The 24,985-nt window shown below is 37.5% G+C and carries 25 protein-coding genes and 1 pseudogene; 6 read left to right on the top strand and 20 right to left on the bottom strand.

Features of this window, described 5'->3' with window-relative positions:
• Positions 1–197: 197 nt before the first annotated feature.
• Both PVA17_RS18155 and typA read right to left on the bottom strand, forming a co-directional pair.
• Positions 198–563: a YlaH-like family protein gene (locus PVA17_RS18155; protein ID WP_483308034.1), complete on the bottom strand. Its 366-nt coding sequence runs from the start codon at positions 561–563 to the stop codon at positions 198–200.
• Positions 564–595: 32 nt separating this feature from the next.
• Positions 596–2,440, bottom strand: coding sequence for a translational GTPase TypA (gene typA, locus PVA17_RS18160; RefSeq protein ID WP_132357650.1), 1,845 nt, complete (start codon positions 2,438–2,440; stop codon positions 596–598).
• 139 nt (positions 2,441–2,579) lie between these two features.
• Here typA and PVA17_RS18165 point away from each other — a divergent pair, with 139 nt between their 5' ends.
• Positions 2,580–2,765 (top strand): DUF5325 family protein, encoded by a 186-nt coding sequence (locus PVA17_RS18165; protein WP_132357652.1) that lies wholly within the window; start codon positions 2,580–2,582, stop codon positions 2,763–2,765.
• A 44-nt stretch (positions 2,766–2,809) separates the two neighbouring features.
• Here the strand turns inward: PVA17_RS18165 and PVA17_RS18170 are convergent, their stop codons facing one another.
• Together PVA17_RS18170 and PVA17_RS18175 are read right to left on the bottom strand one after the other, a co-directional pair.
• A complete protein-coding gene (locus PVA17_RS18170; RefSeq protein ID WP_274068494.1) occupies positions 2,810–3,604 on the bottom strand; it encodes an inositol monophosphatase family protein in 795 nt (264 codons plus the stop codon).
• Positions 3,605–3,896: 292 nt separating this feature from the next.
• Entirely contained in the window at positions 3,897–4,094 is a 198-nt protein-coding gene (locus PVA17_RS18175) for a hypothetical protein (RefSeq protein ID WP_132357656.1), read from the bottom strand.
• 123 nt (positions 4,095–4,217) lie between these two features.
• On the opposite strand from PVA17_RS18175, the gene PVA17_RS18180 reads away from it, so the two are divergent.
• Positions 4,218–4,844 (top strand): YktB family protein, encoded by a 627-nt coding sequence (locus PVA17_RS18180; RefSeq protein WP_274068495.1) that lies wholly within the window; start codon positions 4,218–4,220, stop codon positions 4,842–4,844.
• Positions 4,845–5,195: 351 nt separating this feature from the next.
• On the opposite strand, the gene PVA17_RS18185 is transcribed toward PVA17_RS18180, so the two are convergent.
• From PVA17_RS18185 to PVA17_RS18190, 3 genes and pseudogenes are all read right to left on the bottom strand, one after another.
• On the bottom strand, positions 5,196–5,483 hold the full coding sequence (locus tag PVA17_RS18185) for a UPF0223 family protein (RefSeq protein ID WP_132357660.1): 288 nt from the start codon (positions 5,481–5,483) through the stop codon (positions 5,196–5,198).
• A gap of 195 nt (positions 5,484–5,678) precedes the next feature.
• A pseudogene (locus PVA17_RS25300) lies at positions 5,679–5,915 on the bottom strand (zinc ribbon domain-containing protein); the annotation flags it as partial.
• Positions 5,916–5,978: 63 nt separating this feature from the next.
• Positions 5,979–6,935 carry an NAD(P)H-dependent flavin oxidoreductase gene (locus PVA17_RS18190; RefSeq protein WP_274068496.1) on the bottom strand — a complete coding sequence of 319 codons (957 nt, stop codon included), beginning with the start codon at positions 6,933–6,935 and terminating at the stop codon, positions 5,979–5,981.
• A 150-nt stretch (positions 6,936–7,085) separates the two neighbouring features.
• Here PVA17_RS18190 and PVA17_RS18195 point away from each other — a divergent pair, with 150 nt between their 5' ends.
• Positions 7,086–8,555 (top strand): aminotransferase class I/II-fold pyridoxal phosphate-dependent enzyme, encoded by a 1,470-nt coding sequence (locus PVA17_RS18195; protein WP_274068497.1) that lies wholly within the window; start codon positions 7,086–7,088, stop codon positions 8,553–8,555.
• 41 nt (positions 8,556–8,596) lie between these two features.
• Here PVA17_RS18195 and PVA17_RS18200 read toward each other — a convergent pair whose 3' ends face one another.
• Positions 8,597–8,944, bottom strand: a complete 348-nt coding sequence (locus tag PVA17_RS18200) for a helix-turn-helix transcriptional regulator (RefSeq protein WP_132357666.1) — start codon at positions 8,942–8,944, stop codon at positions 8,597–8,599.
• 241 nt (positions 8,945–9,185) lie between these two features.
• On the opposite strand from PVA17_RS18200, the gene PVA17_RS18205 reads away from it, so the two are divergent.
• Positions 9,186–9,782, top strand: coding sequence for a class I SAM-dependent methyltransferase (locus tag PVA17_RS18205; protein ID WP_274068498.1), 597 nt, complete (start codon positions 9,186–9,188; stop codon positions 9,780–9,782).
• 39 nt (positions 9,783–9,821) lie between these two features.
• Here the strand turns inward: PVA17_RS18205 and PVA17_RS18210 are convergent, their stop codons facing one another.
• The 7 genes from PVA17_RS18210 to pdhA form a co-directional block, all read right to left on the bottom strand.
• Entirely contained in the window at positions 9,822–10,490 is a 669-nt protein-coding gene (locus PVA17_RS18210) for an LrgB family protein (RefSeq protein ID WP_248719140.1), read from the bottom strand.
• 1 nt (position 10,491) lies between these two features.
• Complete coding sequence (locus PVA17_RS18215) at positions 10,492–10,935, bottom strand: CidA/LrgA family protein (RefSeq protein ID WP_274068499.1); 444 nt, start codon at positions 10,933–10,935, stop codon at positions 10,492–10,494.
• A 456-nt stretch (positions 10,936–11,391) separates the two neighbouring features.
• Entirely contained in the window at positions 11,392–12,174 is a 783-nt protein-coding gene (locus PVA17_RS18220) for an SDR family NAD(P)-dependent oxidoreductase (RefSeq protein ID WP_132357674.1), read from the bottom strand.
• Positions 12,175–12,421: 247 nt separating this feature from the next.
• Complete coding sequence (gene lpdA / locus PVA17_RS18225; protein WP_132357676.1) at positions 12,422–13,837, bottom strand: dihydrolipoyl dehydrogenase; 1,416 nt, start codon at positions 13,835–13,837, stop codon at positions 12,422–12,424.
• 5 nt (positions 13,838–13,842) lie between these two features.
• Entirely contained in the window at positions 13,843–15,192 is a 1,350-nt protein-coding gene (locus tag PVA17_RS18230; RefSeq protein WP_274068500.1) for a dihydrolipoamide acetyltransferase family protein, read from the bottom strand.
• 299 nt (positions 15,193–15,491) lie between these two features.
• Positions 15,492–16,469 carry an alpha-ketoacid dehydrogenase subunit beta gene (locus PVA17_RS18235; protein WP_079559704.1) on the bottom strand — a complete coding sequence of 326 codons (978 nt, stop codon included), beginning with the start codon at positions 16,467–16,469 and terminating at the stop codon, positions 15,492–15,494.
• A 3-nt stretch (positions 16,470–16,472) separates the two neighbouring features.
• Entirely contained in the window at positions 16,473–17,588 is a 1,116-nt protein-coding gene (gene pdhA / locus PVA17_RS18240) for a pyruvate dehydrogenase (acetyl-transferring) E1 component subunit alpha (RefSeq protein ID WP_132357679.1), read from the bottom strand.
• Positions 17,589–17,980: 392 nt separating this feature from the next.
• Here pdhA and def point away from each other — a divergent pair, with 392 nt between their 5' ends.
• Entirely contained in the window at positions 17,981–18,538 is a 558-nt protein-coding gene (gene def / locus PVA17_RS18245; protein ID WP_132357681.1) for a peptide deformylase, read from the top strand.
• A gap of 97 nt (positions 18,539–18,635) precedes the next feature.
• On the opposite strand, the gene phnX is transcribed toward def, so the two are convergent.
• Genes phnX through PVA17_RS18270 form a run of 5 tightly spaced genes read right to left on the bottom strand, consistent with a single transcriptional unit; the run spans position 18,636 to position 23,903 of the window.
• Positions 18,636–19,442, bottom strand: a complete 807-nt coding sequence (phnX, locus tag PVA17_RS18250) for a phosphonoacetaldehyde hydrolase (protein WP_274068501.1) — start codon at positions 19,440–19,442, stop codon at positions 18,636–18,638.
• Complete coding sequence (locus PVA17_RS18255; protein ID WP_274068502.1) at positions 19,432–20,532, bottom strand: 2-aminoethylphosphonate--pyruvate transaminase; 1,101 nt, start codon at positions 20,530–20,532, stop codon at positions 19,432–19,434. Before PVA17_RS18255 ends, phnX begins: the two co-directional genes overlap by 11 nt.
• Before the next feature lie 15 nt (positions 20,533–20,547).
• On the bottom strand, positions 20,548–21,531 hold the full coding sequence (locus tag PVA17_RS18260; RefSeq protein WP_274068503.1) for an extracellular solute-binding protein: 984 nt from the start codon (positions 21,529–21,531) through the stop codon (positions 20,548–20,550).
• A complete protein-coding gene (locus PVA17_RS18265; RefSeq protein ID WP_132357690.1) occupies positions 21,494–23,158 on the bottom strand; it encodes an ABC transporter permease in 1,665 nt (554 codons plus the stop codon). The genes PVA17_RS18260 and PVA17_RS18265 overlap by 38 nt, the downstream gene beginning before the upstream one ends.
• On the bottom strand, positions 23,151–23,903 hold the full coding sequence (locus tag PVA17_RS18270; protein ID WP_132357692.1) for an ABC transporter ATP-binding protein: 753 nt from the start codon (positions 23,901–23,903) through the stop codon (positions 23,151–23,153). The genes PVA17_RS18265 and PVA17_RS18270 overlap by 8 nt, the downstream gene beginning before the upstream one ends.
• Positions 23,904–24,049: 146 nt before the next feature.
• Here PVA17_RS18270 and PVA17_RS18275 point away from each other — a divergent pair, with 146 nt between their 5' ends.
• Positions 24,050–24,814 (top strand): DeoR/GlpR family DNA-binding transcription regulator, encoded by a 765-nt coding sequence (locus PVA17_RS18275; RefSeq protein ID WP_274068504.1) that lies wholly within the window; start codon positions 24,050–24,052, stop codon positions 24,812–24,814.
• Positions 24,815–24,985: the final 171 nt, after the last annotated feature.

Consider the following 24,985-nt stretch of genomic DNA (forward strand, 5'->3'; position numbering starts at 1 on the left):
CTATAAAATAGAGAAATTTTTTTATCAAATGATTAAACACTTAAAGTTATTTTTATTTATGAGAACTTATATTTTTAAAGATAAAAAATATTCAAAATACCATATCGAAAAAGCTATATAATTTTGATTATTATAAGAATAAACCAGTTAGATGATAGTTTTGTTATCACCTGACTGGTTTAATTATAAATTACCTTTTATGCATTTTTATTTTCTCTAGATAACCGCACTTTATAAATACCTAAAAATAATGCTGCAACAATTAAGCCCTCTATCATTGGTAATGAAAGAGCAAAAAATGTCAAAACAATACATCCTATGAACAAACAAATGTAGATAACAATGTTTTGCCTAAAGTTTAATTTTCGTGCAAAGCCTAGTTTATAAACAATTGCGCACAAAATGAATACGGAGAAGAAAACGATATACCCTGCTACAGTATAATTTGGTGAGTATTCATAAATAAGACGGCTAATACCTGTTAAATCCTCTAATACTTCAGCCTCAGTTCCTTCTCTCATTTCAGATGCTTGAATGGAGTTGAATAACAGCCAATTCAACATCAATATCATCTTCCTTTCGTGGAAGCAAAAAATTATTTATCAGCGTTTTTTAATTTTTTCGCTGCTTTCTCACGTTCGTTTTTGTCTAGAATTTGTTTACGAAGGCGAATAGATTCTGGTGTGATTTCTAGGTACTCATCATCAGTTAAAAATTCTAATGCTTCTTCTAGTGTTAATAAACGCGGCTTTTTAATTACGTTTGTCGCATCTTTTGTAGCAGAACGAACATTCGTTTTTTGCTTCATTTTTGTAATGTTTACAGTGATATCATTATCACGTGTATTTTCACCAACAATCATACCTTCATAAATTTCAGTACCTGGTTCTACAAATAGTGTACCACGGTCTTCTACTTGCATCATACCATAAGTTGTTGATTTACCTGTTTCCATTGATACAAGTACACCTTGGTGACGACCACCGATACGACCTGGAATATATGGTTGGTAGCAATCGAAAGTATGGTTGATGATACCGAAACCTTTAGTCATTGACATGAATTCAGTTGTATAACCAATTAAACCACGTGCAGGTACTAAGAATGTTAAACGAACTTGGCCATTGCCATTGTTAATCATATCTAACATTTCACCTTTACGAGTACCGATAGATTCGATAATTGATCCAACATTTTCTTCAGGAACATCAATTTGTACACGTTCAAATGGCTCACATTTCACGCCATCAATTTCACGAATGATTACTTGTGGTTTTGATACTTGTAGCTCAAAGCCCTCACGACGCATATTTTCAATAAGGATAGATAGGTGAAGCTCACCACGTCCAGAAACAGTCCAAGCATCCGGAGAATCTGTATCTTCAACGCGTAAAGAAACGTCTGTTTGAAGTTGAGAACGTAAGCGCTCCTCTACTTTACGTGCTGTTACAAATTTACCTTCACGACCTGCGAATGGTGAATTGTTTACTAAGAACGTCATTTGTAAAGTTGGTTCATCAATACGTAACGGTGTTAAAGCCTCTTGGTGTTCAACAGGACACACAGTTTCACCAACGTTGATGTCTTCCATACCTGAAACGGCAATTAAATCACCAGCTTTTGCTGATTGAATTTCTTCACGTTTTAAGCCAAAGAAGCCAAAGATTTTTGTAACACGGAATTGTTTTACTGTTCCATCTAATTTCATAAGTGCTACTTGTTGACCTACTTCGATTGTACCACGGAATACACGTCCGATACCGATACGACCTACGTAATCATTATAGTCAAGTAAAGCTACTTGGAATTGTAATGGGTCTGCTGAATTATCAACAGGTGCTGGAATAGATTCGATTACTTTCTCAAATAGACATTGCATGTTTTCTTCTTGTTTAGCTGGATCTGCATCAAGTGAAGCAGTACCATTTACCCCAGATGCATAAACAACAGGGAAGTCTAATTGATCGTCATCTGCACCTAGCTCGATGAATAATTCTAATACTTCATCTACTACTTCTAGTGGACGAGCTGAGTCCTTATCTACTTTATTAACAACCACAATTGGTGTTAATTTTTGTTCTAACGCTTTTTTTAGTACGAAGCGTGTTTGCGGCATACAACCTTCATACGCATCGACAACTAGTAAAACGCCATCTACCATTTTTAAAATACGTTCTACCTCACCGCCAAAGTCGGCGTGTCCAGGCGTATCAAGGATGTTGATACGAGTTCCGTTATAATTTACTGCAGTATTTTTCGCTAAAATTGTAATACCACGTTCACGTTCAATATCATTAGAGTCCATTGCACGTTCTTCAACATGTTCGTTTGAACGGAATGTACCCGATTGTTTTAGTAATTGGTCGACTAAAGTAGTTTTACCATGGTCAACGTGTGCGATAATTGCGATATTGCGAAGATCTTGACGTAAGTTTGTCATTATTCCACTCCATATTCTTTTTTCGAATGTTTAACTGTGATATTATAGCACAAGAAGGATAGAAATGTCCTTATTAGAATTTACATCATTCTAAAAAAATATATTTGCATTATAAATTTTTTATATAGGAGGCTCGGCTATGAATCGTGCAAAATTCGTAATGGCGGTTTACGCATTAGCGGCTGTTTTAGCAATGTGTTCTATCGGATATTCAGTGGCAGTTAGTAGTTGGTTAGGTATAATAGCAGGCATTATGGCTACTTGTGTCATCTTCATGACAGCCTTTAAAATGAAACGTAAACTACGTGAGCAAGGACTACTTTAATCGCACAAAGGAGCCTGTCTAAACAATAGACATGGCTCCTTTTATTATTCATAAGGCACAATATATTTTTCTAATAACTCTTTGTGTATTGAAGGATTGGCAATAATAAACGTATCCTGATGCAAGAAATCAAAGCCTTCTCCATGTAAATTAGTGGTAATAGCACCAACTTCCTTAGCGATAATCGTTCCTCCAGCAATATCCCAAGGCGATAGTCGCATAGACACATAAGCATCTAATTTACCACTGACAACAAACGCTATTTCCATTGCAGCTGAACCATAAGACCTTGTTCCACGTACTTTTCTAACCATTTCAATTACTTTTTCATTGTGAATATGTCGATTTGGTGCTACCCAGTGAGCATTTATACCAATGACCGATTCTTCTATTTTAACTGACTGCAATTTACGTAATGGTGAGTCATTGTACCATGCCCCTTCACCTGCAATAGCATAAAATAAATCTTCACGCATGACATCAAATATGTAACCAAGCTTGCCTACCCCATTAACAAAAATACCGATAGAAATCATAAAATGACGATGTTGTTTCACAAAATTCATCGTGCCATCGATTGGATCAATAATCCATACAACACCTTCTAACGACTCTACTTTCTCTCCCATTCCCTCTTCCCCTAAAATTTTATGGGTCGGATCGAAACCTCGTATTTTTTCGATAAAGAATAATTCTGTTTCACGGTCAATATTTGTGACAAGGTCGTTTGCGCTTGATTTTGTCTCGATAACTAGATTGTACGAAAAGGCCTCTCGAATACGGCTACCCGCTTCATATATAATACTTTTCGCAAATTGATCCATTTGTTGTAAATCCATAAAAACCCACCCTTCGATTATAAGAAAAGGCCCTATGCTTTTAGCCTACATCACTAGTTCCTCTATTTCAGCGGATGTCTTTTGTACCGAAAGCGTAGCGACAGATACAGATACAGATACAGATGTTTGGACGCCCGCTGAAAGAAGTTAAAAATTTTTTTGTTAATAATTCTTCCCTGAAAATATAACTTTGCATTATGATATATTGTCTATTTTACCCTTTATAGCAATAAAAATCACCTGCTGTCGGAATATTCAGCAAGTGATTTTTCAAATCGGTATATAATTTTCATTACGCATAGGCGTGCAAGCTTTCAAGTTCCAGCTGAATTTCAACTAGACGCTTTTTACTTTTTTCAATTTCAAATTCATTTTTTTCATTCATTGCCGAGAATAGCGAGGCTAATTCATAATCTAATTCTAACTGCAAAATGTGTTCATATTGCTTTTCAATGTCGACTTTACGTATAATTTTTACGATTGGTTTCATAAAAATCACTTCCTTTTTTTATTTTTCACAAAAACTTATCACATTCGATAAAATGCTTGTTATAAGATTTTTTCCCATTTTCCTTATAAAATAAACCTTATAAATCGAAAGGAGTTCATAAAAATGCCGAAAATAAAGTGGACTAACAAAGACTTCAATGTTTTTCAAATAGACGGGCTAGAACAGAGAATGGATGCTTTAAATGAATGTGTACGACCAAAATTCCAATTGCTTGGAGAGGATTTTTCTTCCTTCTTTTCAAGTCAACTTGGAGAAGAATTTTATCCTCATGTTGCGAAGCATGCGCGTAGAACAGTAAATCCCCCAAAGGATAGCTGGGTTGCATTCGCTCCGTACAAAAGAGGTTATAAATCATTACCTCACTTTCAGATTGGACTTTGGAGCACACATTTATTCATTGTCTTAGCTATTATTTATGAAGCGCCACAAAAAAATGTGATGGCAGAACGTTTAATGGCCAATAAAGCAATACTACAGCAGCTTCCTGATAATTTCATTGTCTCTGGAGATCACATGTCTCCAGCAGCAATCTCCTTGCAAGATGCAAAGGAAGACAAGCTAGACGAATTACTTATCCGTTTACGTGATGTTAAAAAAGGAGAATTTTTAGTAGGTCGTCATATACCAAAAGATCAAGCTGTCAAGCTGTCAGCTAGCCAACTTCATCAATTAACGGAAGAAACCTTTAGCCTTTTACTCCCTATTTATAACATCATTGTTGGAAAATAAAGTTTAACGGATTATGCTTTAAGCTCTGCACATAATAACTAAAACAGTTTTCCACGTTATTTATATATTGTGGAAAATTTTCGTTATTATTCCTAGCAAATGAAAATTTGTTTGAAGATTATTTGTGGATGAGGGTAAGAGGAAATCATTCCGGATTTTTTTGTTTATGTAGTATATGAAATAAGCCAATTTTTAACACAGACATAGTGTAAAGAGGACGTGAGTATTTCTCGCGTCCTCTTTCATGCTGATCCCACTCATCAACCGCTTCACGAAAACTTTGAGGAATAAGCATCAAAAAAAAACGCGAGAAATCAACGTTGCTAAAATTGATTTCTCGCGCTTTTATTGTTATCGACGTTGCTTCGGGGCAACTTTAATAATTGTACCATCTGTTCCTTCTTTCGCTTGCTTCACAACAGGGTAACTGACATAGCCACTTGCTTCTTCAAACTCACGGAAAATTGATTTTTCCTCGGCCTGTGAAGGTACAATTTCTTTAAAACGACGATATTTTGCCATCATTACTTCACGCTTAATGCCTTTTTCATAAGCTTGTTCAATTCCTTCAAAAAATCGCACAACATCTACAATTTCTTCTGTTGACCAATCAGTTGAAAACGGATAAGAGTATTCCATTAAACATAACCACCTTTATATTACTGACCCGATACGAAAAACATCTACATTTCTAAAAATGTAGACATCTCTACTGTGACACAACTTATTTCTTCCGACTTTCGCCTTATTTTCCGAGTCTGATTTCGCATAAAGCTACTGCCATTTAGGCTTAAATTCCGCAGTATCGTTGCACATCTAGTTCTGTTAAATTCCTTAGATTAAGTAATTTGCTAAATTAGAGCTTGCATTCAAATCTCTATCCAACTTTACCACAAGAACAGCTATATAATCTGTCTATCCGTTTCAAATTGATTTTGATTTGTCCACAACTTTCAACAAGTTTTTGATATGGAAACTATCTTCAATTCCATATTTTTGACTTTTGTAGTGCTTTTGCCCTGCTACCGCCTTCGCCAGATGTCTATTTTTCATCATACCTTTTACATTTAAATGTGTTCCATGGTTTTCACAATTTTATTAGAACATTGATATAAATGATTGGCTCGGATGACGTTAAGCCCATTTTACCCGAATACTTTCTGCTTCTGCAAGCATTCGGGTGATCAGCTCCTCGACTGTTGGAACATCATGAATCATTCCTGTAACTTGTCCAGCCCAGCCAATCCCTTTATCTTTTTCACCATCATAAATAAAACGTTTATTAGCTTTCCCGCTAATATAATCTTTCAATGCCTCATACGTAGGTGTAGTGCGCTCAATTTCTAAAATCTTTTGCGTAAATTCACTGCTCAACGCTCTTGCTGGTGCACCAATAGAGCGTTTGATTACAGTCGTATCTGCCTCCGTACTTGCAATTAAAGCTTCTTTATAAGCCTCAGAAGCATCAACACATTCTTTTGTCGCTATAAAACGCGTACCCATTTCAATTCCCTCTGCTCCTAGTGCATGAGCTGCCATCCAGCCACGGCCATCACCAATTCCGCCCGAGGCAATAACAGGTATTTTCACACTATCTACAACCTGTGGCACGAGTACCATTGTCCCAATATCATCGCGACCAAGGTGACCTCCACCCTCTTGCCCAACAACTATAACAGCATCTGCGCCTAGTTCTTCTGCCTTTTGAGCTTGTCTACGTGCAGCAACTAGTACTAATTTTTTAATATCCGTTCCTTTCAAAATATCAAAAATAGGTGTTGGATTTCCTCCAGTCATTGTAACAACTGGTACTTTTTCTTCCACTGCAACACGCACCATATCCTCATAACCAGTGCCATACATACCAATTGCAAAATTTACACCAAACGGCTTATCCGTTAATGTTCTTACTTTATGGATCTCTGCGCGCAATAAGTCAGGATCTCTTAAACTCATAGCTGTTATTTGCCCTAAGCCCCCAGCATTTGATACCGCCGCTGCTAAATCAGCATATGCTAAATAGGCTAATCCCCCTTGAATAATTGGGTATTTAATATTTAAAAGCTCCGTCACACGTGTATTCCAATTCATAATATCTCCCCTTTCCTTCGATACTATTTTCTCGAAATTATCAAAATATCCTTTTTATTTTATTTTTTCAGTAAAGTCTATGTTTTCTTGCAATTAGGTGCTATAATTCATTTGTTTTCTTACATATTATAAAGTGAGGTGGTACCTGCGTTGTCACAATTAGAGACTCCATTGTTCGACGTATTACTCAAACATCGAAACAGACACCCAATTCAGTTCCATATTCCAGGCCATAAGAAAGGGCAAGGTATGGACCCTGCGTTCCGAGAATTTGTCGGCGACAACGTTTTATCAATTGATTTAATTAATATTGCTCCACTAGACGATTTACATTCACCGAAGGGCGCCATTAAAGAAGCGCAAGCACTTGCTGCCCAAGCCTTTGGTGCTGATCATACATTTTTTTCCGTTCAAGGTACTAGTGGCGCCATCATGGCGATGATTCTGACCGTTGTCGGTCCAGGTGATAAAATTCTAGTACCTCGGAATGTTCATAAATCCATTATGTCGGCGATTGTTTTTGCTGGGGCAATCCCGATTTTTATTCATCCCGAAGTAGATAGTGAGTATGGTATTTCTCATGGAATATCGCCTGAAGCTGTTGAAAAAGCATTAAATGCTTATCCAGATACAAAGGCAGTTCTTGTTATTAATCCAACGTACTTCGGCTTCTCGGCAGACTTAAAGCGTATTGTCGAAATAGTCCATAGTCGCAATATTCCGGTAGTTGTCGATGAAGCACATGGTGTACACATTAAATTTCATGATGATCTTCCATACTCTGCAATGGAGGCTGGAGCTGATATGGCTGCAACTAGCGTACATAAGCTTGGTGGTTCTATGACTCAAACGTCTATTTTAAATGTTCGTGAAGGACTTGTTTCTGCAAAACGTGTACAAGCTATCCTGTCGATGCTAACAACAACATCGACATCCTATCCATTACTCGCTTCCCTTGACACAGCAAGACGTCAGCTAGCGATCCATGGTTATGATTTAATTGGGGATGCACTTCGCTTGGCCAAAGATGCACGTAAACGTATTAACCAAATTCCACATGTAAAATGTGCTGGTAAAGAAAAATTAAATTCATCAGCAACTTACGATATGGATCCTTTAAAGCTATTAATAAGCGTTAAAGATTTAGGTATCTCTGGTCATCAAGCTGAAGAATGGCTTCGGCACAATGCAAATATTGAAGTAGAATTATCAGATCTATACAATATTTTATGTTTAGTGACATTAGGTGATACGAAAAAGGACATCAATCTTCTGATCAATGCCCTTAGTCGTATGTCAAAAGCATTCGATTCAGAAGCTGCTATTACTGAAACAATGGTCAATGTTCCAGAAATCCCTGCACTTGCTATGTCACCACGTGATGCATTTTATGCAGATACGGAAGTTGTTCCACTTGCAGAAGCGGATAATTGTATTTGCGCAGAATTCGTTATGGTATATCCCCCAGGTATTCCGATTTTTATTCCCGGGGAAATAATTACTCAAGAAAATATTCGTTATATTCAAATGAATATTGAAGCTGGTTTACCAGTACAAGGACCAGAAGATACTACATTAAAAACAATTCGCGTCATTAAAGAACGCAAACCTATTATTTAATAGTAAAGCTACCTCAGAAAGGGGTAGCTTTTTGTCGATTATTAATGATAATAATACCAAGAAGAAACCATACCAAGTATCGGGAAAACAAGCCACCAATACCTCCATAAAAAATCACCAATAGTTTTGTGATCGGATTTATTTGTATTGGAAGCTGAAACTGAGGCTTTGGCTTCTAGTTTATGATATTTTTCTTCCCCTGTAATAAGCTGATCTAAAGAAATTTTATATAAATCACTTAACCTTCTTAAATTATCAATATCAGGATAGCCCTTTCCTAACTCCCATTTTGAAACGGATTGTCTTGAAATATTTAAAAAACTTGCGACATCATCTTGCGTATACTTATGTTGTTCTCTTAATTCCTTTAAACGGTTTTCTAAATTCATTGAACTTCACCTCCAACTTATCGGATTTTGATCAAATAATAATGGATTATTACACTTTATTCCAGAAATTGTTATTTGCTAATTCGCAACGCACAGTTGCTTTCATGAACTAAGCAAAAAATTCGATTCTAGAACTTCCTTCACTTACAATTATATTTCAGCAGATGTCTTTTATCCCGAAAGCGTAGTGACAGGTACGGATGTTTGGACACCCGCTGAAAGAAGTTAAAGGAGCGATGAGATGAACGCATGGGATCAACGATTTAAAACGGTTGAATATGTTTATGGTGAGCAGCCAAATGCATTTATAGAAGACTATGTACACTATTTAAAAGATTATCAAAATGTGGCTGCATTTGCCGAAGGTGAAGGTCGAAATGCTGTATTTTTAGCTTTACAGGGGCATACAGTAACTGCTTTTGATTATGCGGAGAGCGGTCTTAAAAAAACAGTACAACTCGCAGAAAAACATAATGTGTCGATTCATACAAAGCTTACTGACTTACTGCAAGATGAACTACCAGTAGAAAAGTTTGATGCTGCTATTATGGTGTTTGGACATTTCCAAGCCGAACAGCAACAAGAAGTGTTTAAGCAGATTGTAAACTCAGTAAAATCTGGCGGTCGTATTATGATGGAACTTTATTCAATTTATCAACTACCTTACGCGTCTGGTGGCCCAAGACAACTTGATTTTTTATATGACCCTTTAGATGTTCTAAAATGGTGTCAACCTTATAAGATTATCCATTTTTTCACAGGTGAACAAATGCGAAATGAAGGTATACTCCACACAGGACTTGCTCATACCATTCAATTTATTATCGAAAAAAATTAAAAAGACTATATACAGTTTATATCTGTATATAGCTTTTTTTCACAAAAATAAATACACAAATAGCGGACATAAAAATGCGCCTATTATTGCCGTTAAGGCCATAGATAGTGAGCCTACTGATAATTCTTGTTCTCCGTATTCTCTTAATTTAACAAGCCCAACGCCATGTGAAGCACTACCTACTGCAACACCTCTACTAACGGCTGAATCAATTTTGCCGTATTTAATGACTAAAGGTCCAATAATAGCGCCTACAAACCCTGCTAGCATTACGAGTACAGCTGTTAATGGTGGAATACCGCCAATGGTCTCACTCACCTGCATACCTACAGGTGTTGTTAATGATTTAGGTAAGGCTGTCAGTAGCCAGCTTTTATTGACACCAATCCATTTCAGCATAACAAATATTGTTGCTAAGCCTGTAATCATAGCGATAAAAATACCTGACAAAATAGCATACTTATATTTCATAATGATCTCACGTTGATTGTATAGAGGATAAGCTAGGGCTACAACTGCTGGACCTAGCATTTTTTGAAGCCATTGCCCTCCTTCCATATAAGTAGCATATGGAATATTAAAGACTAATAATATAACAGCACTGACGATCGTTGTCGTCACTAGTGGAATCATTAAAGGATGTGGGTACCGTTGATAAAGTTTTGTAAATAAAACGAATAAGACAACGGTGCCAACGACAACAATCATTTCAATCAACCGTTAGTCCCCCCTCTCCTTCTTCTACAACGGCTTCTGTTTCTTTTTTAGCCAGCTCTTTTTTCTCAACTATTTGACTAAGTAATCCTGTAACATAAATAGAAATTAGCGTACTTGCTATAACGGCTAGCATAATCAAGAGGCCAGTTGTTGAAAAAAGTTCAGGGTAGTCAATCACTCCTACTGTTGCAGGAATGAAAAACAAGGTTAATACGCCAATTAAGAAACCGGCTCCATCTTGAATGTATTCTACTTTAATTATTTTGAAGTTGAGTGAAAGCGCTAGTAATAGTAATCCAATTACACTTCCTGGAAGAGGTACGTGTAGTAAAGCCACAATACCGACACCCATGTAATAAAAAATATTGAGTATCCCAATCTGAACAATAATACGAACAACTCTCTTTAACATCGAAGCAAATTTTTCGTTCAACATTTCGCCACATTTCACCCCCTATAACGTTTATTCTACATCTGCAGGAATTTTCTGTCTATTATAATTTTAGGAAAACAATAGAAAAAAAGGATGACTCCAAAACACTTTGAGCCATCCTTTTTCTATATAACTTAAATAGGTTGTCTAAAACTGTTCTACATTCATTCGTTAGACACCAGTAAATGGGGGGCATCACCATAACGTGTGGTTGATTTCCACCCCGGCTGGGCGCTTTGTGCTGCCGCTTTCGCTTTCGCACAGAAAAAACATTTGTTGCTGCCGCTTCGCTTTCGCTCCAGGATCTCGGGCCAACACGATGTTGGTCACGAAGGCGTTATCACAGGATGTGATGCTTTTAGCCTTCGTTCCTCTATTGTTAATCCCCAAGGAGTTGCCCATCCTCCGCTCCAATCAACTTATTTTCTTTTTCTCAAAAAATTGCTAGTTTAGGCTTTTCTATAATGCATGACCTGAACCACCATCAATGTTTACGGAAGTTCCTGTCACATAACTAGCTGCATCTGATACTAAAAAAGTAATGACATTCGCCGCTTCTTGAGTATCCCCTATCCGACCAAGCGGAATCGTTTGACCTACATTACGGGAATAATTTTCCCACGATAATTCTGGCGCTTCTTCTTTCCACTTCTTCTCTATTTGATCACTACGAATAAGCCCAATACAAACAGAATTCACACGAATATTATCTTTACCTAAGTCTTTGCTCATAGCCTTTGTTAACGCAAGTCCTGCCGCACGACTTACAGTAGTAGGGAGTGAGTTAGCAGGCGGTGTTTTAGCCATTACCGCAGTCACATTAACTATTGCACCACCACCAGCCTTACGCAAATGCGGTGTAGCATATTTTGAACAATTGACAGCACCAAACACTTTTAAATCTATATCAGCTTGCCATAGCTCACTACTAACCGATTCAAATGGTTGTGCTGAAGCTGTCCCTGCATTATTAATAAGAATATCAAGGCGACCAAAATGTGCTACTGCTCGCTCAATTAAGTATTTACAATCTTTTTCCTTTGTAATATCAGTCGGTACAATTAATACGTCCTCGCCTGTTTCGTTTTTAATACAACCAGCAGCCACTTGAAGCTGTTTTTCACCACGAGCACAAAGTACAACCTTTGCCCCCTCTTTCACAAGCTGCATTGCTGTATAATAACCAATCCCCTTACTTGAACCTGTAATAACTGCTACTTTCCCCTTTAAGCCTAGTTCCATTGTTATCACCCCAGTTTTTTGTTCAACATCTCTTGTTACACAAACTCGATAGCATTTTCGAATATCTAGCAGCTAATTTCTGAGACTAACTAATACATGCGCTAAATCTATTCGCTATTTACTATAATCCAAGCCGAATTATATTTTTAGAATATTCATTCGATAGTATTACTTTATCAAAATTACAAGTAATATACAAAAAAACGGCTACAAAGCACATGCTTTATAGCCGTTTTTATAAACTTTATTATTTTTTTGCTACAATATGGATTGGGTTGCCAAGTAATACTTCAGCAGCTTCCATTGTAATTTCACCTAATGTTGGGTGAGCATGGATTGTTAACGCGATATCTTCAGCAGTCATACCGCCTTCAATTGCTAAGCCCATTTCAGCGATCATATCTGATGCACCAGCACCTACGATTTGAGCACCGATTAATAAGCCATCTTCTTTACGTGCAACAAGCTTCACGAAACCTTCTGTTTGGTTTAATGCAAGTGCACGACCATTTGCTGCGAATGGGAATTTCGCTGCAGTGTATTCAATGCCTTCAGCTTTCGCTTCATCTTCATTATAACCAACTGTTGCCATTTCTGGATCTGTGAAGCATACAGCAGGAATAGCTAAATAATCAACGATAGATTTCTCACCAGCGATTGCTTCAGCAGCAACTTTACCTTCGTAAGATGCTTTATGAGCAAGTTGAGGACCAGCTACAATATCACCAATTGCATAGATGTTTGGAATATTTGTACGACATTGTTTGTCAACATTGATAAGACCACGTTCACCGAATTCAATACCGATTTCAGCAAGGCCCATTTCATCTGTATTTGGACGACGACCTACAGTTACTAATACATAGTCAGCTTCAACTTTTTTCTCTTCGCCGCCAACTTCATATGTTACTACTACGCCGTTTTCTGTTTCTTCAACGCCTTTTGCAGATGCGTTTACTTCAATTTCAACGCCTTTCTTTTTAAGGCCTTTTTTCACGATTTGTGTCATTTGTTTTTCGAAACCAGCTAAGATATCTTTTCCGCCTTCGATAATTGTTACTTGTGAGCCAAGATTAGCATAAGCTGAACCTAACTCTGTACCAATATAACCTCCACCGATAACGACTAATTTACCTGGTACTTCTTGTAAAGAAAGTGCGCCAGTAGAATTTAGTACGCGTTTAGAGAATTTGAATGTTGGAATTTCAACTGGACGAGAACCTGTTGCAATAATTACATTGTTAAATGTGTAAGTTTGAGCAGATTCACCATTGATGATACGCACTGAATGAGCGTCAACGAAATAAGCTTCACCTTGTACAATTTCAACTTTATTACCTTTAAGTAAGCCTTCAACACCGCCAGTTAATTTTTTAACAACGCTGTCTTTAAATGCTTGTGCTTTTGAGAAGTCTAATTTCACGTCAGAAGCGATGATACCCATGTCATCTGAATGTTTAGCATGCTCAAAACGGTGACCTACTGAAATTAATGCTTTTGATGGGATACAACCTACGTTTAAGCACACACCACCAAGTACATTTTTTTCAACGATTGTTACTTTTTGGCCAGTTTGAGCTGCACGGATTGCGGCTACATATCCTCCAGGACCTGAACCAATGACAAGAGTATCTGTTTCGATTGGAAAATCTCCTACTACCATTTTTGTTACGCCTCCATTAATAATAATTCTGGTTCACTTAACAAACGCTTTAAGTGATTTAAAGCATTTTGCGCAGTGGCTCCATCGATCATACGATGATCAAAGCTCAATGATAATGCTAACACAGGTGCGGCTACAATTTCACCATTTTTTATTACAGGTTTTTCTGATATTCGACCAATACCTAGAATCGCTACTTCAGGATGATTAATTACCGGAGTAAACCATTGTCCTCCTGCAGAGCCGATATTCGTAATCGACATCGAAGCGCCCTTCATTTCATGTGGTGCAAGTTTGCCTTCACGTGCTTTAGTCGCTAAGTCATTAATCTCATTTGATACTGCAAAAACAGATTTACGATCTGCGTGCTTAATAACTGGTACTAACAAGCCTTTTTCTGTATCTGCTGCAATACCAATATTATAATAATGCTTCTGAATAATTTCTTGTGTTGTATCATCTAATGAGCGGTTAAATTCTGGGAATTCGCGTAAAGTTGAAATAAGCGCTTTAACTACGTATGGTAAGTACGTTAATTTGACACCTTTTTCAGCAGCGATATCTTTGAATTTTTTGCGATGTGCTACTAGAGCTGTTACATCGACTTCATCCATTAGTGTAACATGTGGAGCCGTTTGTTTCGAGTGAACCATCGCTTTTGCAATCGCTTTTCGAATGCCCGACATTTTCTCACGTGTTTCAGGGAATTCACCTTCAAGGACTACTGGTGCTACTTGTGTAGTTGTTTCTTGCTGCACAGCTTCTTCATTAGCCATCGGAGCTGCTGCTTCAACCTCTACAGCGCCTCCACCTTTTAGGAAATTGTCAATATCTTGTTTTAAAATACGACCATTTTTGCCTGTACCTTTAACTTCACGAATATTCACATCATGCTCTCGTGCAAATTTACGTACCGAAGGCATTGCGATGACACGCTTATTGTCATCAGCTACAGCTACAGTTACAGCTTCAGTCTTTTCAGTAGCTTTTTCTGGAGCCTGCTCATCTTTAACAGGTGCCTTCTCTACTTTCTGACCAGACTCAGCTGTTGCTTGAACTTGAGCCTCTGTTTTCGCTTCAGCATGGTCATCACCTTTTAGCTTTAAGTCTTCATAGCCAGGTGCATCAAAGCGGATTAAAACATCACCAACAACCGCTACTGTACCTTCTCCTACTAAAACTTCCTCTACTTTCCCTTCAACCGGAGAAGGGATTTCTACTACCGCTTTGTCATTTTGTACTTCACAAAGAATATCATCTTCTTTTACTGTATCTCCAGCTTTAACGAACCATTTCACGATTTCGCCTTCGTGAATCCCCTCGCCTATGTCTGGTAATCTGAATTCAAATGCCATGTGTACCCATCCTTTCTATATTACCGTCGTTTAGAAGCTACATATAATCAATTATGCCTCGGCATAATTGCGTCCGGAATCGGCTTTGTGCTTAGGCCTGCACGATGCAGGTCAGTTAGCCGTTATCGCATGGATGCGATGGTTTTAGGCTAACATCCCCTAAGAACTCCTTTCCGATTCTGTGACATCCGCCGGTGGCTTTAACTTCTTTCAGCGGGTGTTTGGACACCCGCTGAAAAGTGACTTTAAACCACATTCATCTCACCACCTATAGAAGTGGGAGATTTAGCTGAAAGAAGTTAGAATGTTAAAACTTTTTTCGCTGTTTCCATTACATCTTTATAGTTTGGTAACCAAACACCTTCAGCTTGTGGGAATGGGTACACAGTATCAGGTGCAGCCACACGAAGTACAGGTGCTTCTAAGCTTAAAATCGCACGTTCTGTAATTTCAGCCACAACATTTGCAGCAATACCTGCTTGTTTTTGAGCCTCTTGTACAACGATTGCACGACCTGTTTTTTCAACTGACGCGATAATTGTTTCAATATCAATTGGTTGAATTGTACGTAAATCAATCACTTCTACAGAGTGACCTTCTTTTTCTAGCTCTTCTGCAGCTTTTAAGCTTTCGTGAACCATCAAACCATAGGCAATAATTGTTAGATCTTTACCCTCGCGTTTTACATCCGCTTTACCTAGTGGAATTTCATATGCTTCCTCTGGTACCTCTTCACGGAATGAACGATATAATTTTAAATGCTCTAAGAAAATTACTGGGTTATCATTTCGAATAGATGAAATCAGTAAGCCTTTCGCATCGTACGGTGTAGATGGTACAACAACCGTTAACCCTGGTTGTGCTGTCATTAAACTTTCTAAGCTATCTGAGTGCATTTCTGGTGTATGTACACCACCACCAAATGGAGAACGGATTGTTACTGGCGCATTATAGACACCACCGCTACGATAGCTCATACGTGCTAATTGACCACTAATGGAATCCATTACTTCATAAACAAAGCCGAAGAACTGAATTTCAGGAACTGGACGGAAACCTTGAAGAGAAAGTCCGACTGCTAAGCCACCAATACCTGACTCGGCTAATGGCGTATCGAATACGCGGTCAACACCGAATTCTTTTTGTAGGCCTTCAGTTGCGCGGAATACCCCACCGTTGACACCTACATCTTCCCCGAATACAAGAACGTTTTCATCATTCTTTAATTCTGTGCGAAGTGCGTCTGTAATTGCTTGAATCATTGTCATTTGTGCCATAGGTTATTTCGACTCCTTCTCTTTGTAGATTTCATACTGTTCTTTTAAATTAGATGGCATTTCGCCTTTATACATGTTTTCCATTAACTCTGTTACTTTTTGTTTTGGAGCAGCATCGGCTTTTTTGATTGCCTCTTTAATTTCTTCTTTTGCACGCTCAATAACAGCCTCTTCTTTTTGCTCATCCCATAAACCTTTTGCCTCTAGATATTTACGGAAGCGTACAAGAGGGTCTTTTTGCGCCCATTCATTATCTGTATCCGATGTGCGGTAACGCGTTGGGTCATCCCCCGCCATTGTATGAGGACCATAGCGATAGCACATTGTTTCAATTAAAGTTGGCCCTTCGCCATTAACTGCGCGCTCACGTGCATCACGTGTTGCAACGTAAACTGCTAACGCATCCATTCCATCTACTAAAATACTCGGTAAGCCTGCTGCTATACCTTTTTGAGCAATTGTTTTCGCAGCTGTTTGTAATTCTCGAGGTGTTGAAATTGCATATTGGTTATTTTGTACAATGAAGATTGCTGGTGATTTAAACGCACCTGCAAAGTTCATGCCTTCATAGAAATCCCCTTGCGATGAACCACCATCACCTGTATAAGTTACAGCCACAGCCTTTTTACCACGCTTTTGAATACCAAGCGCTACACCTGCAGCTTGAACATATTGTGCACCGATAATAATTTGAGGTGCTAATACGTTTACGCCTTCAGGAATTTGATTGCCCATAAAATGACCACGTGAGAATAAAAACGCTTTATCTAAAGGTAAACCATGCCATACGATTTGTGGTACATCACGGTAACCTGGTAAAATCCAATCTTCTTTTTCTAATGCAAAGTGTGAAGCAAGTTGTGAAGCTTCTTGCCCAGCAGTTGGTGCATAGAAGCCTAAACGACCTTGACGGTTAAGAGAAATGGAACGTTGATCTAGAATACGTGTATAAACCATACGCGTCATTAACTCAACTAGCTCCTCATCAGATAACTTCGGGTCTGCCTCGTCATTTATAATTTCGCCTTCTTCATTCAAAATTTGAAACATTTCAAATTTATCTTCTATTTCAGTTAGCGTTTGTTTAGCATCAAAAATATTATTGTTTTTCTTGCCCATTTGTCACATCTCCCTTTCAGCTGTATTAAAATAAATCACCATTTCAACTAGTACAACTTATTCTTTGCACTCAGTATACTGAATAAAATACTGTCGGTCAATCATATAATATGCGTGTAAACAAAGATTTTTTCTAATATAACAATTAAATAAACCTGTTCCACACTGTACTACCTATAAAGGAAATCTGTATTATAACAACTTATCAAAAGTACACAAACATTCAGTTTCCCTTCATGATTACCAATAGTAGAATGCCCAGTTCTAGACATTCTAATAGCTTTAGAAAAATTTTTAAGTATAGTCAAATAAGGTCTTTTTTCATGTGATTGTGTTAAGACGTGGTGTATACTTATAAGTAAGCACCACAAAGTTGAAAGGAAGATTCATATATGATTTTAATGGATGATATTATTCGCGAGGGTCATCCGACTTTACGCACAAAAGCCGAGGAGGTCAAATTCCCTTTAACTGATGAAGTAAGAAAGCTTGCAGAAGACATGCTTCAATATTTAATAAACAGCCAAGATCCTGAAATGGCAGATAAATATAATTTACGCGGCGGTATTGGATTAGCTGCCAATCAAGTAAATAGTCTACATCGAATGTTTGCCCTTCATTTGCCTGATGACAATGGCGAACAATTAAGTTTTGTAGCGATCAACCCAAAAATCGTTAGCCACTCTGTAGAAAACTCATACCTTGCAGCGGGTGAGGGCTGCCTTTCTGTAGACCGCAATGTTCCAGGCTATGTACCACGTCATGCTCGTGTTACAGTTAAATTTAAAACCATTGACGGCGAAGAGAAGAAAATGCGTCTTAAAGGCTTACCTGCTATAGCCTTCCAACACGAATTAGACCACCTGAACGGCATTATGTTTTACGATCGCATCAATGAAAAAAATCCATTTGCGGAAATTCCAAATTCTACACCATACGAGCGCGATTAGGAGCACAAAACGAAAGCAAACCCCTGCAGTTATTATCAACTGCGGGGTCTACTTTTTTTACAAGCTCGTTTCGCTCTTTTCCCCATCACTTTCAACTTTATGATATGGCTATCCCTTGTTCTAAACGTTCATTTATTTTTTCGAGCAGTACAGGCAGCTCTTCCATTGTTTGAATCGTATAATGTGCACCAGTTTCTTTAAATATTCGTGCTGTTTTTTCAATAGCTATTTGCTGATTTTCTTCAGATAAAGCCATAAACTCCTCTTCAGATAACCCCATCTCAGAGCTTCCAACAATAACACCCACAGCCCAGACACCTGCATTTAAAGCCTCTTTAATATCTGAGGTTGTATCACCAATCTTCACAACTTGTTTCGTCGACTCAATACCTAATGCCTCCATATTTTTAAAAATCATATATGGGTACGGACGTCCTTTATCTCCTACTTGAGTAGGCGTCACTAAAAAATCAGGTTCATATCCTTTTGCTGCTGCATATTGAGTCACTACCTCCATCATAGAGTCTGTATATCCCGTCGTAGAGCCAACACGAATGCCCTCTTCCCTTAATCGATGCACCGTTTCTTTCACATGCTGAATCGGATCTGTGTAAGTAGCTAACGATTCCATTAGCTTTGATTCAAACTGCCTATATAAAGCTAAGACATCCTGTTCCGTAAAATCTCGGCCATATTTCCGGTTCCATGCCTCACGAATTCTAGGCATTTCGAGCATTGTCCGGATATGATCGATTTTCAGCATTCCCATTGGTTTACGCGCTTCCTCTAGCGTTACCTTGATTCCCGCATCTTCAAAAACCGTCAAGAAAACATTCACAGGAGCAAAGCAACCAAAATCAACGGTTGTACCTGCCCAATCAAAAATAACACCTTTAACCTTCATTACTCATCACCGCCATATAATTTTCAATAACCTTACATAATGTAGTCATATCATCTTCATGAATATCGCCAATATTACCGATTCGGAATGTATCAACATCTGTTAATTTCCCTGGATAAATAACAAAACCTGCTTTTTTCATCGCATCATAGAAATGCTCGAAGGAAAACCCTTCATAAGGGAATAAAAACGTTGTAATAATAGGTGATTGTAGCTCCTCTGAAATATAGGCATTAAACCCAAGTGCTTCTAAACGAGAGCGAAGTATATGATTATTATTCGCATATCGTGCGTAGCGAGCACGTATTCCACCTTCTTCTGCGAGTTCCTCTAATGCCTGCGCAAAAGCTGCCACTACATGTGTAGGTGATGTAAAACGCCATTTTCCATCTAGTTTCATTACTTCCCACTGCTTATATAAATCTAACGCAACGCTTCTCGCTTGCCCTTTGCACTTTTCTAATTCCTCTATTCTCGCAATTACAAACCCGAACCCCGGCACACCCTGGATACATTTATTAGCACTGCTAATTAAATAATCAATCCCTAACGCTGATACATCCATCGGTACGCCACCAAAGCTACTCATTGCATCAACAATAAACGTTTTGTTCAACTCTTTCACGACGCTTCCTATTTCAGCAAGAGGATTTAACATTCCCGTTGTCGTTTCACAATGTACAACTGCAACATGTGTGATTGTTGAATCATTTTCCAACAGCACTTTCACTTCGGATGGAGACGGTTGTTCATTATATGGAACACTATAAACTGTATGCCGTAGCTTCAGCACTTTAGCCATTTCAACTAGGCGTTCACCGTAGGCACCGTTTGTGATAATAAGAATTTTATCTCCCTCACCAACCGCAGTTGTTAATACAGATTCTACAACAAAGCTACCACTCCCCTGCATAAGAACAGTTGTATAATCTATTTCTTTCACTTGCGCTAACTGTAAAAGCTGCTTACGTATTGCTTGCGTGACATTTTTATAATCATCATCCCATGTGCAACGATCCTTTAACATCTCTTGTTTTACTGTTTTTGTTGTCGTTAATGGTCCTGGTGTTAATAATTTATAGTTGTTCATAAAATTAATAGCTCCTTATTGTTGTGCTTCTTTAAAGAACGCTTGATGTTTTTCTAATAAATCTACCGTCAATGTTGTGTCCCATTTCTTTAAATATTTAGGAACAAACTCGTCATTTACTTGTTCACCTTCATAAAGAGCAACAGGATATTGCTTCAACAAATCAGGACGGGCATCAGTTGCTATTACTTTTGCTATTTCACGGGCTAATGCTTCATCCCCTTCTTTATCTACTACAGCCACAGATTCTGTTAATGTAAAATTACCTTCTATTGGATCGATGTAATCAATCGGTAACCCTTCTTTTTTAGCATCGATTGCCTGAATACGTAGACCAAACCCTACAGCCACTTCGCCCGTTTTCACTTTTTTAATAGGCCCAGAGCCTGAGCTTTCGATATGCGGGCCAGCATTTTTAAGTAAACCAGCTACTATTTTTTGGCCTTCTTTTTCTCCATACTCATTAATAATCGCCTGTACTAATAACCAACCTGTTGATGAGTCTAGAATATTTGGAAATGACAATAAATCTTTATAAGAAGGGTCTGTTAAATCCTTTATAGACGTCGGGACTGGCAAATCTTTTTGTTGTAATAAATCCGTATTAATAAAAATCGAGCCGATATTCCCCAAAATCGGCAATGCAAACGTAGTACCATCATCTAAAGGCTTTAACTCTGAAGATAAGTCCACAAACATCGACTGAGATTTTTGCGCACTTTCAATGAAATAGGAAGCCATCGTAACGACATCCGCCTCAATGTCTTTCCCCTCTGCCATCATTTTCCCACCAAGTTCAGATGTTCCGAATGATTGGATTAAATATTTCCCTTTATAACCTTCTTTATCTAAAGTTGTTTCCATTACTTGAATTGCTTCATCATCTGCATTTGAATAAATAATTACTTGATCTTTCGATTCCGCATTCGCTCCTCCGCAAGCAGCTAAAACAATTGCTGAACTAACTGTACCTAACATCATTACTGTTGATTTTTTCATCTTTATGCTCCTTTAGTTTTTCTTTAGGTGTTGCTATATAGTCACAACCTAATTTCACAATGAGGTTTGTACATAAAATAAAAATCGATAGGACAAAAATATCTGTATACTTCGCGAAATGTTGAAGTTCTTTTATACGTGTCGATACAAGCATCGTTTTTGTACTGACAAGAAAAATTACTCCGCTAACAGTTACCATGGCATTTAAAAAATAGTAGCTAAACATTTGATAAATTGTAGGTCTGATATTCGGCAAAATAATGCGAATAACAGTTTTTAACCACGAATCTTTTAATAGCTCTGCCGTTACTTCCCATGTCGGGTCCATTTTTTGCAATGAATTTTTGGCCATTAAATACGGCGTTGTAAAGAAATGAACAATATTACACGCAATAATGATCAGAAAAGTCCCTTTAAAAGTACTTCCGTTAAAGAAAAATAAATAACAAAGACCCAGTACCATGCCTGGCACAGTATTCGTAATCATCGAAGCAAGATCTAAGCTTTTCCTTCCTTTAATAGGAGTTCGTACATTTAATAGAGCGGACACAAATGCTACACCCACACCTAAAATAGCTGTCAAAGCAGCAACAATTAGCGAATTCATATAGACTGTCTTCAAGCCCGGTTCAGCTAGTACGTTTTTCACATGCTCTAGTGTAAAGCTGAAATCATATGGGTAGCCCTTCGTAAAAGGTACTATACATATCGTTAAAAACATGATGAACACTCCACCTACACAAACAAACGAGAAAACAGTAAACATCAAGTCACGGAACCGATGGACAATGAGGTCACTTTTACAAACTTGCTTATACTGAAAATTAAACCGTTCTAAAATCGTTAACATAACAACTCCAAGTATGGCAGGTACTAACATTAAAATTGAAATTACTGCGCCTCTCTCAAAATGCACAATGGAGCCAAGCATCGCTTGATATAACTCAATTGCAATAACTTTGTAGCCACCACCGACTGACGCAGGTATCCCAAAATCCGTAAAACTTAAAACAAATGATAGGATGAATGCCCCACCAATCGTCCCTAGCATCGGGCGAAATACTGTATGATAAAATCTTCGCAACGGACGATCATGCATCAACACCGAAACTAGCAGAAAACGTTTATCAATGTATTGCATGGAATTTTGCATTAATATAAAGGCAACAGGTAATGTATAAAGCACATAACCAATTAACAAACCGTTAAATCCATATACCGAAAACAAGGGCTGACCAAATATCTTCGTAATAATCCCTTGATTACCAAATGTATAAATGAGTACAAAGCCATATGTAATGGTCGGCAATAGCATCGGTAATGTAATACCAACTTGCACAAGCTTTTTCACAAAGCGATGCATCGTTGTAAAATGAACAGCATATGCCAATAAGAAAGCCAAAATAGTCGTTATGAAAGCAGCTACTAAAGAGACCTGAAAACTATTGAAAAACGCATCACGAATCTCTACATTTTGCAATGCTTCCACATAGTTTTGAATGGTGATGGCATTCCCCTTTTTTAAAGACTGCCAAAACATATAAAATAACGGAACAACTAAAAAGAAGATAAAAAAGAAAATAATTGGCAGAAAAATCAATTTCATCATTTTATTTGATTTAAGCATAAGATTCTCCAAATAGCTGATAGATGTTATGACGTTTTATATGAAGCTGCCTTAATATAAAATCTTCCACAAATTTATTTTCCGGCGTATTTACTATTTCTTGTGGCGTTCCAAATTGCGAAACAGTTCCTTCATTAATAATTAGCACTTTATCCGAAAGTGTGAGCGCCTCCTCTGGATCATGGGTTACAATAATAGTTGTTAAATTAAATTGGCGAGCAATAGATTGAATTCGTTCTTTAATCGATTCTTTTATTACCCCATCAAGTGCACTTAACGGTTCATCTAACAATAAAATTTTAGGCTGCATGACAAGTGTTCTAGCTATAGAGACGCGTTGTTTTTGTCCACCCGATAACTCATGAATCTTTTTATGTAAATGTGGGGTCAGTTCTAAAAAGTCTATATATTCCTGAACCTCCATTTTTGACATTCCTTCTTGTTTATTCTTCAAACCATACACGATATTGTCATACGCATTTAAATGCGGAAACAATGCAAAGTCTTGAAAAACAATATTAAACCCTCGTTCTTGCATTGATTGTTTCGATATATCTTGTCCATTGAAAAAAAGCTGTCCATTCGTTTGTTTTGTAAGACCTAAAATAATATTGAGTAAAGTTGTTTTTCCACAGCCACTCGGTCCTAGTAAAGAAACTATTTCACCAGATTGAATGTTTAAATTTATATTCTCTATAACTTTTTTATTTTTATAGTTTTTCGAGATATTTTTTAGTTCTAACAAATCCTTCACCTCTCTTTAGTTCTTAGTTTTAGTTTAGGGACTATTTGTAAAGGAAATTATGGACTTGTGTAAATGTTGAGTAAATTCTGACCAAGTGTTGACAAGGTTATAAGTGTTTTGAGTAAATGATAAGGAGAGGTGATGAAATGTATACAATAGAAAGACAGCAGCTTATTTTGCAATTTGTACGGAAGCATAAGGTAGTTAAATTAGTAACACTAACAAATGAGTTCAACGTATCCATGGAAACAATCCGTCGTGATATTCAACAACTTGTTCAAGAAAAGAAAATCGAGAAGTTTTATGGCGGTGTAAAATATCTGGAACCTGTTGAGGGATTGATCGATCACAGACTTCATGAACAGCTACCAGAAAAAATCGCTATTGCAAAAGCATGTGCTTCTTTAGCACAAGATGGGGAATGCATTTTTATAGATAGCGGAACAACCACATACCAAATGACACCATTTTTATTAGAGAAAGAAAAATTAACTGTCATTACAAACTCACTTCCAGTAGCCTTTGATTTAATTGGCTCCAATATCGAAGTGATTATCCTCGGTGGTAAAATTCGACATTCCGAAAAATCAGTAACGTCTAACGATTTCCTCTTCCGCTTCGATCACCTTAATATTAATAAAGCGTTTATTTGTGCTAGTGGCGTATCGATTGAAAAAGGAATTTCCGATTTCAATTTAGAAGAGGCTATTACCCGGAAACAAATTATAAATATTTCTCAAACTGTCTATGTAGCAGCAGACTCTTCAAAATTTAACAAAGATGTCGCCATTCAAGTTTGTCCAGTAAATGAGGTAGCTATGATTATTACTGATAACGCCCTACCAGAAGACACGATTAATCACTTCACGGATAAAGGTGTACAACTAAAAATAGTAAAAACAACTGAATAAATTACTAAATACAAAAGCAACTAGTTGTAAGAATTGATTAACAACTAGTTGCTTCTTTAGTTTCTTTAATGAATTATGCCTCGGCATAATTACATCCTGGAGTCAGCTTACTCTTATGCCTGCAAATGTCTTTTGTGCGTAAGCGGAGCGGCAGCAGCAGATGTCTTTTGC

Source organism: Lysinibacillus sp. CNPSo 3705 (assembly GCF_028674935.1).
Classification (GTDB): domain Bacteria; phylum Bacillota; class Bacilli; order Bacillales_A; family Planococcaceae; genus Lysinibacillus.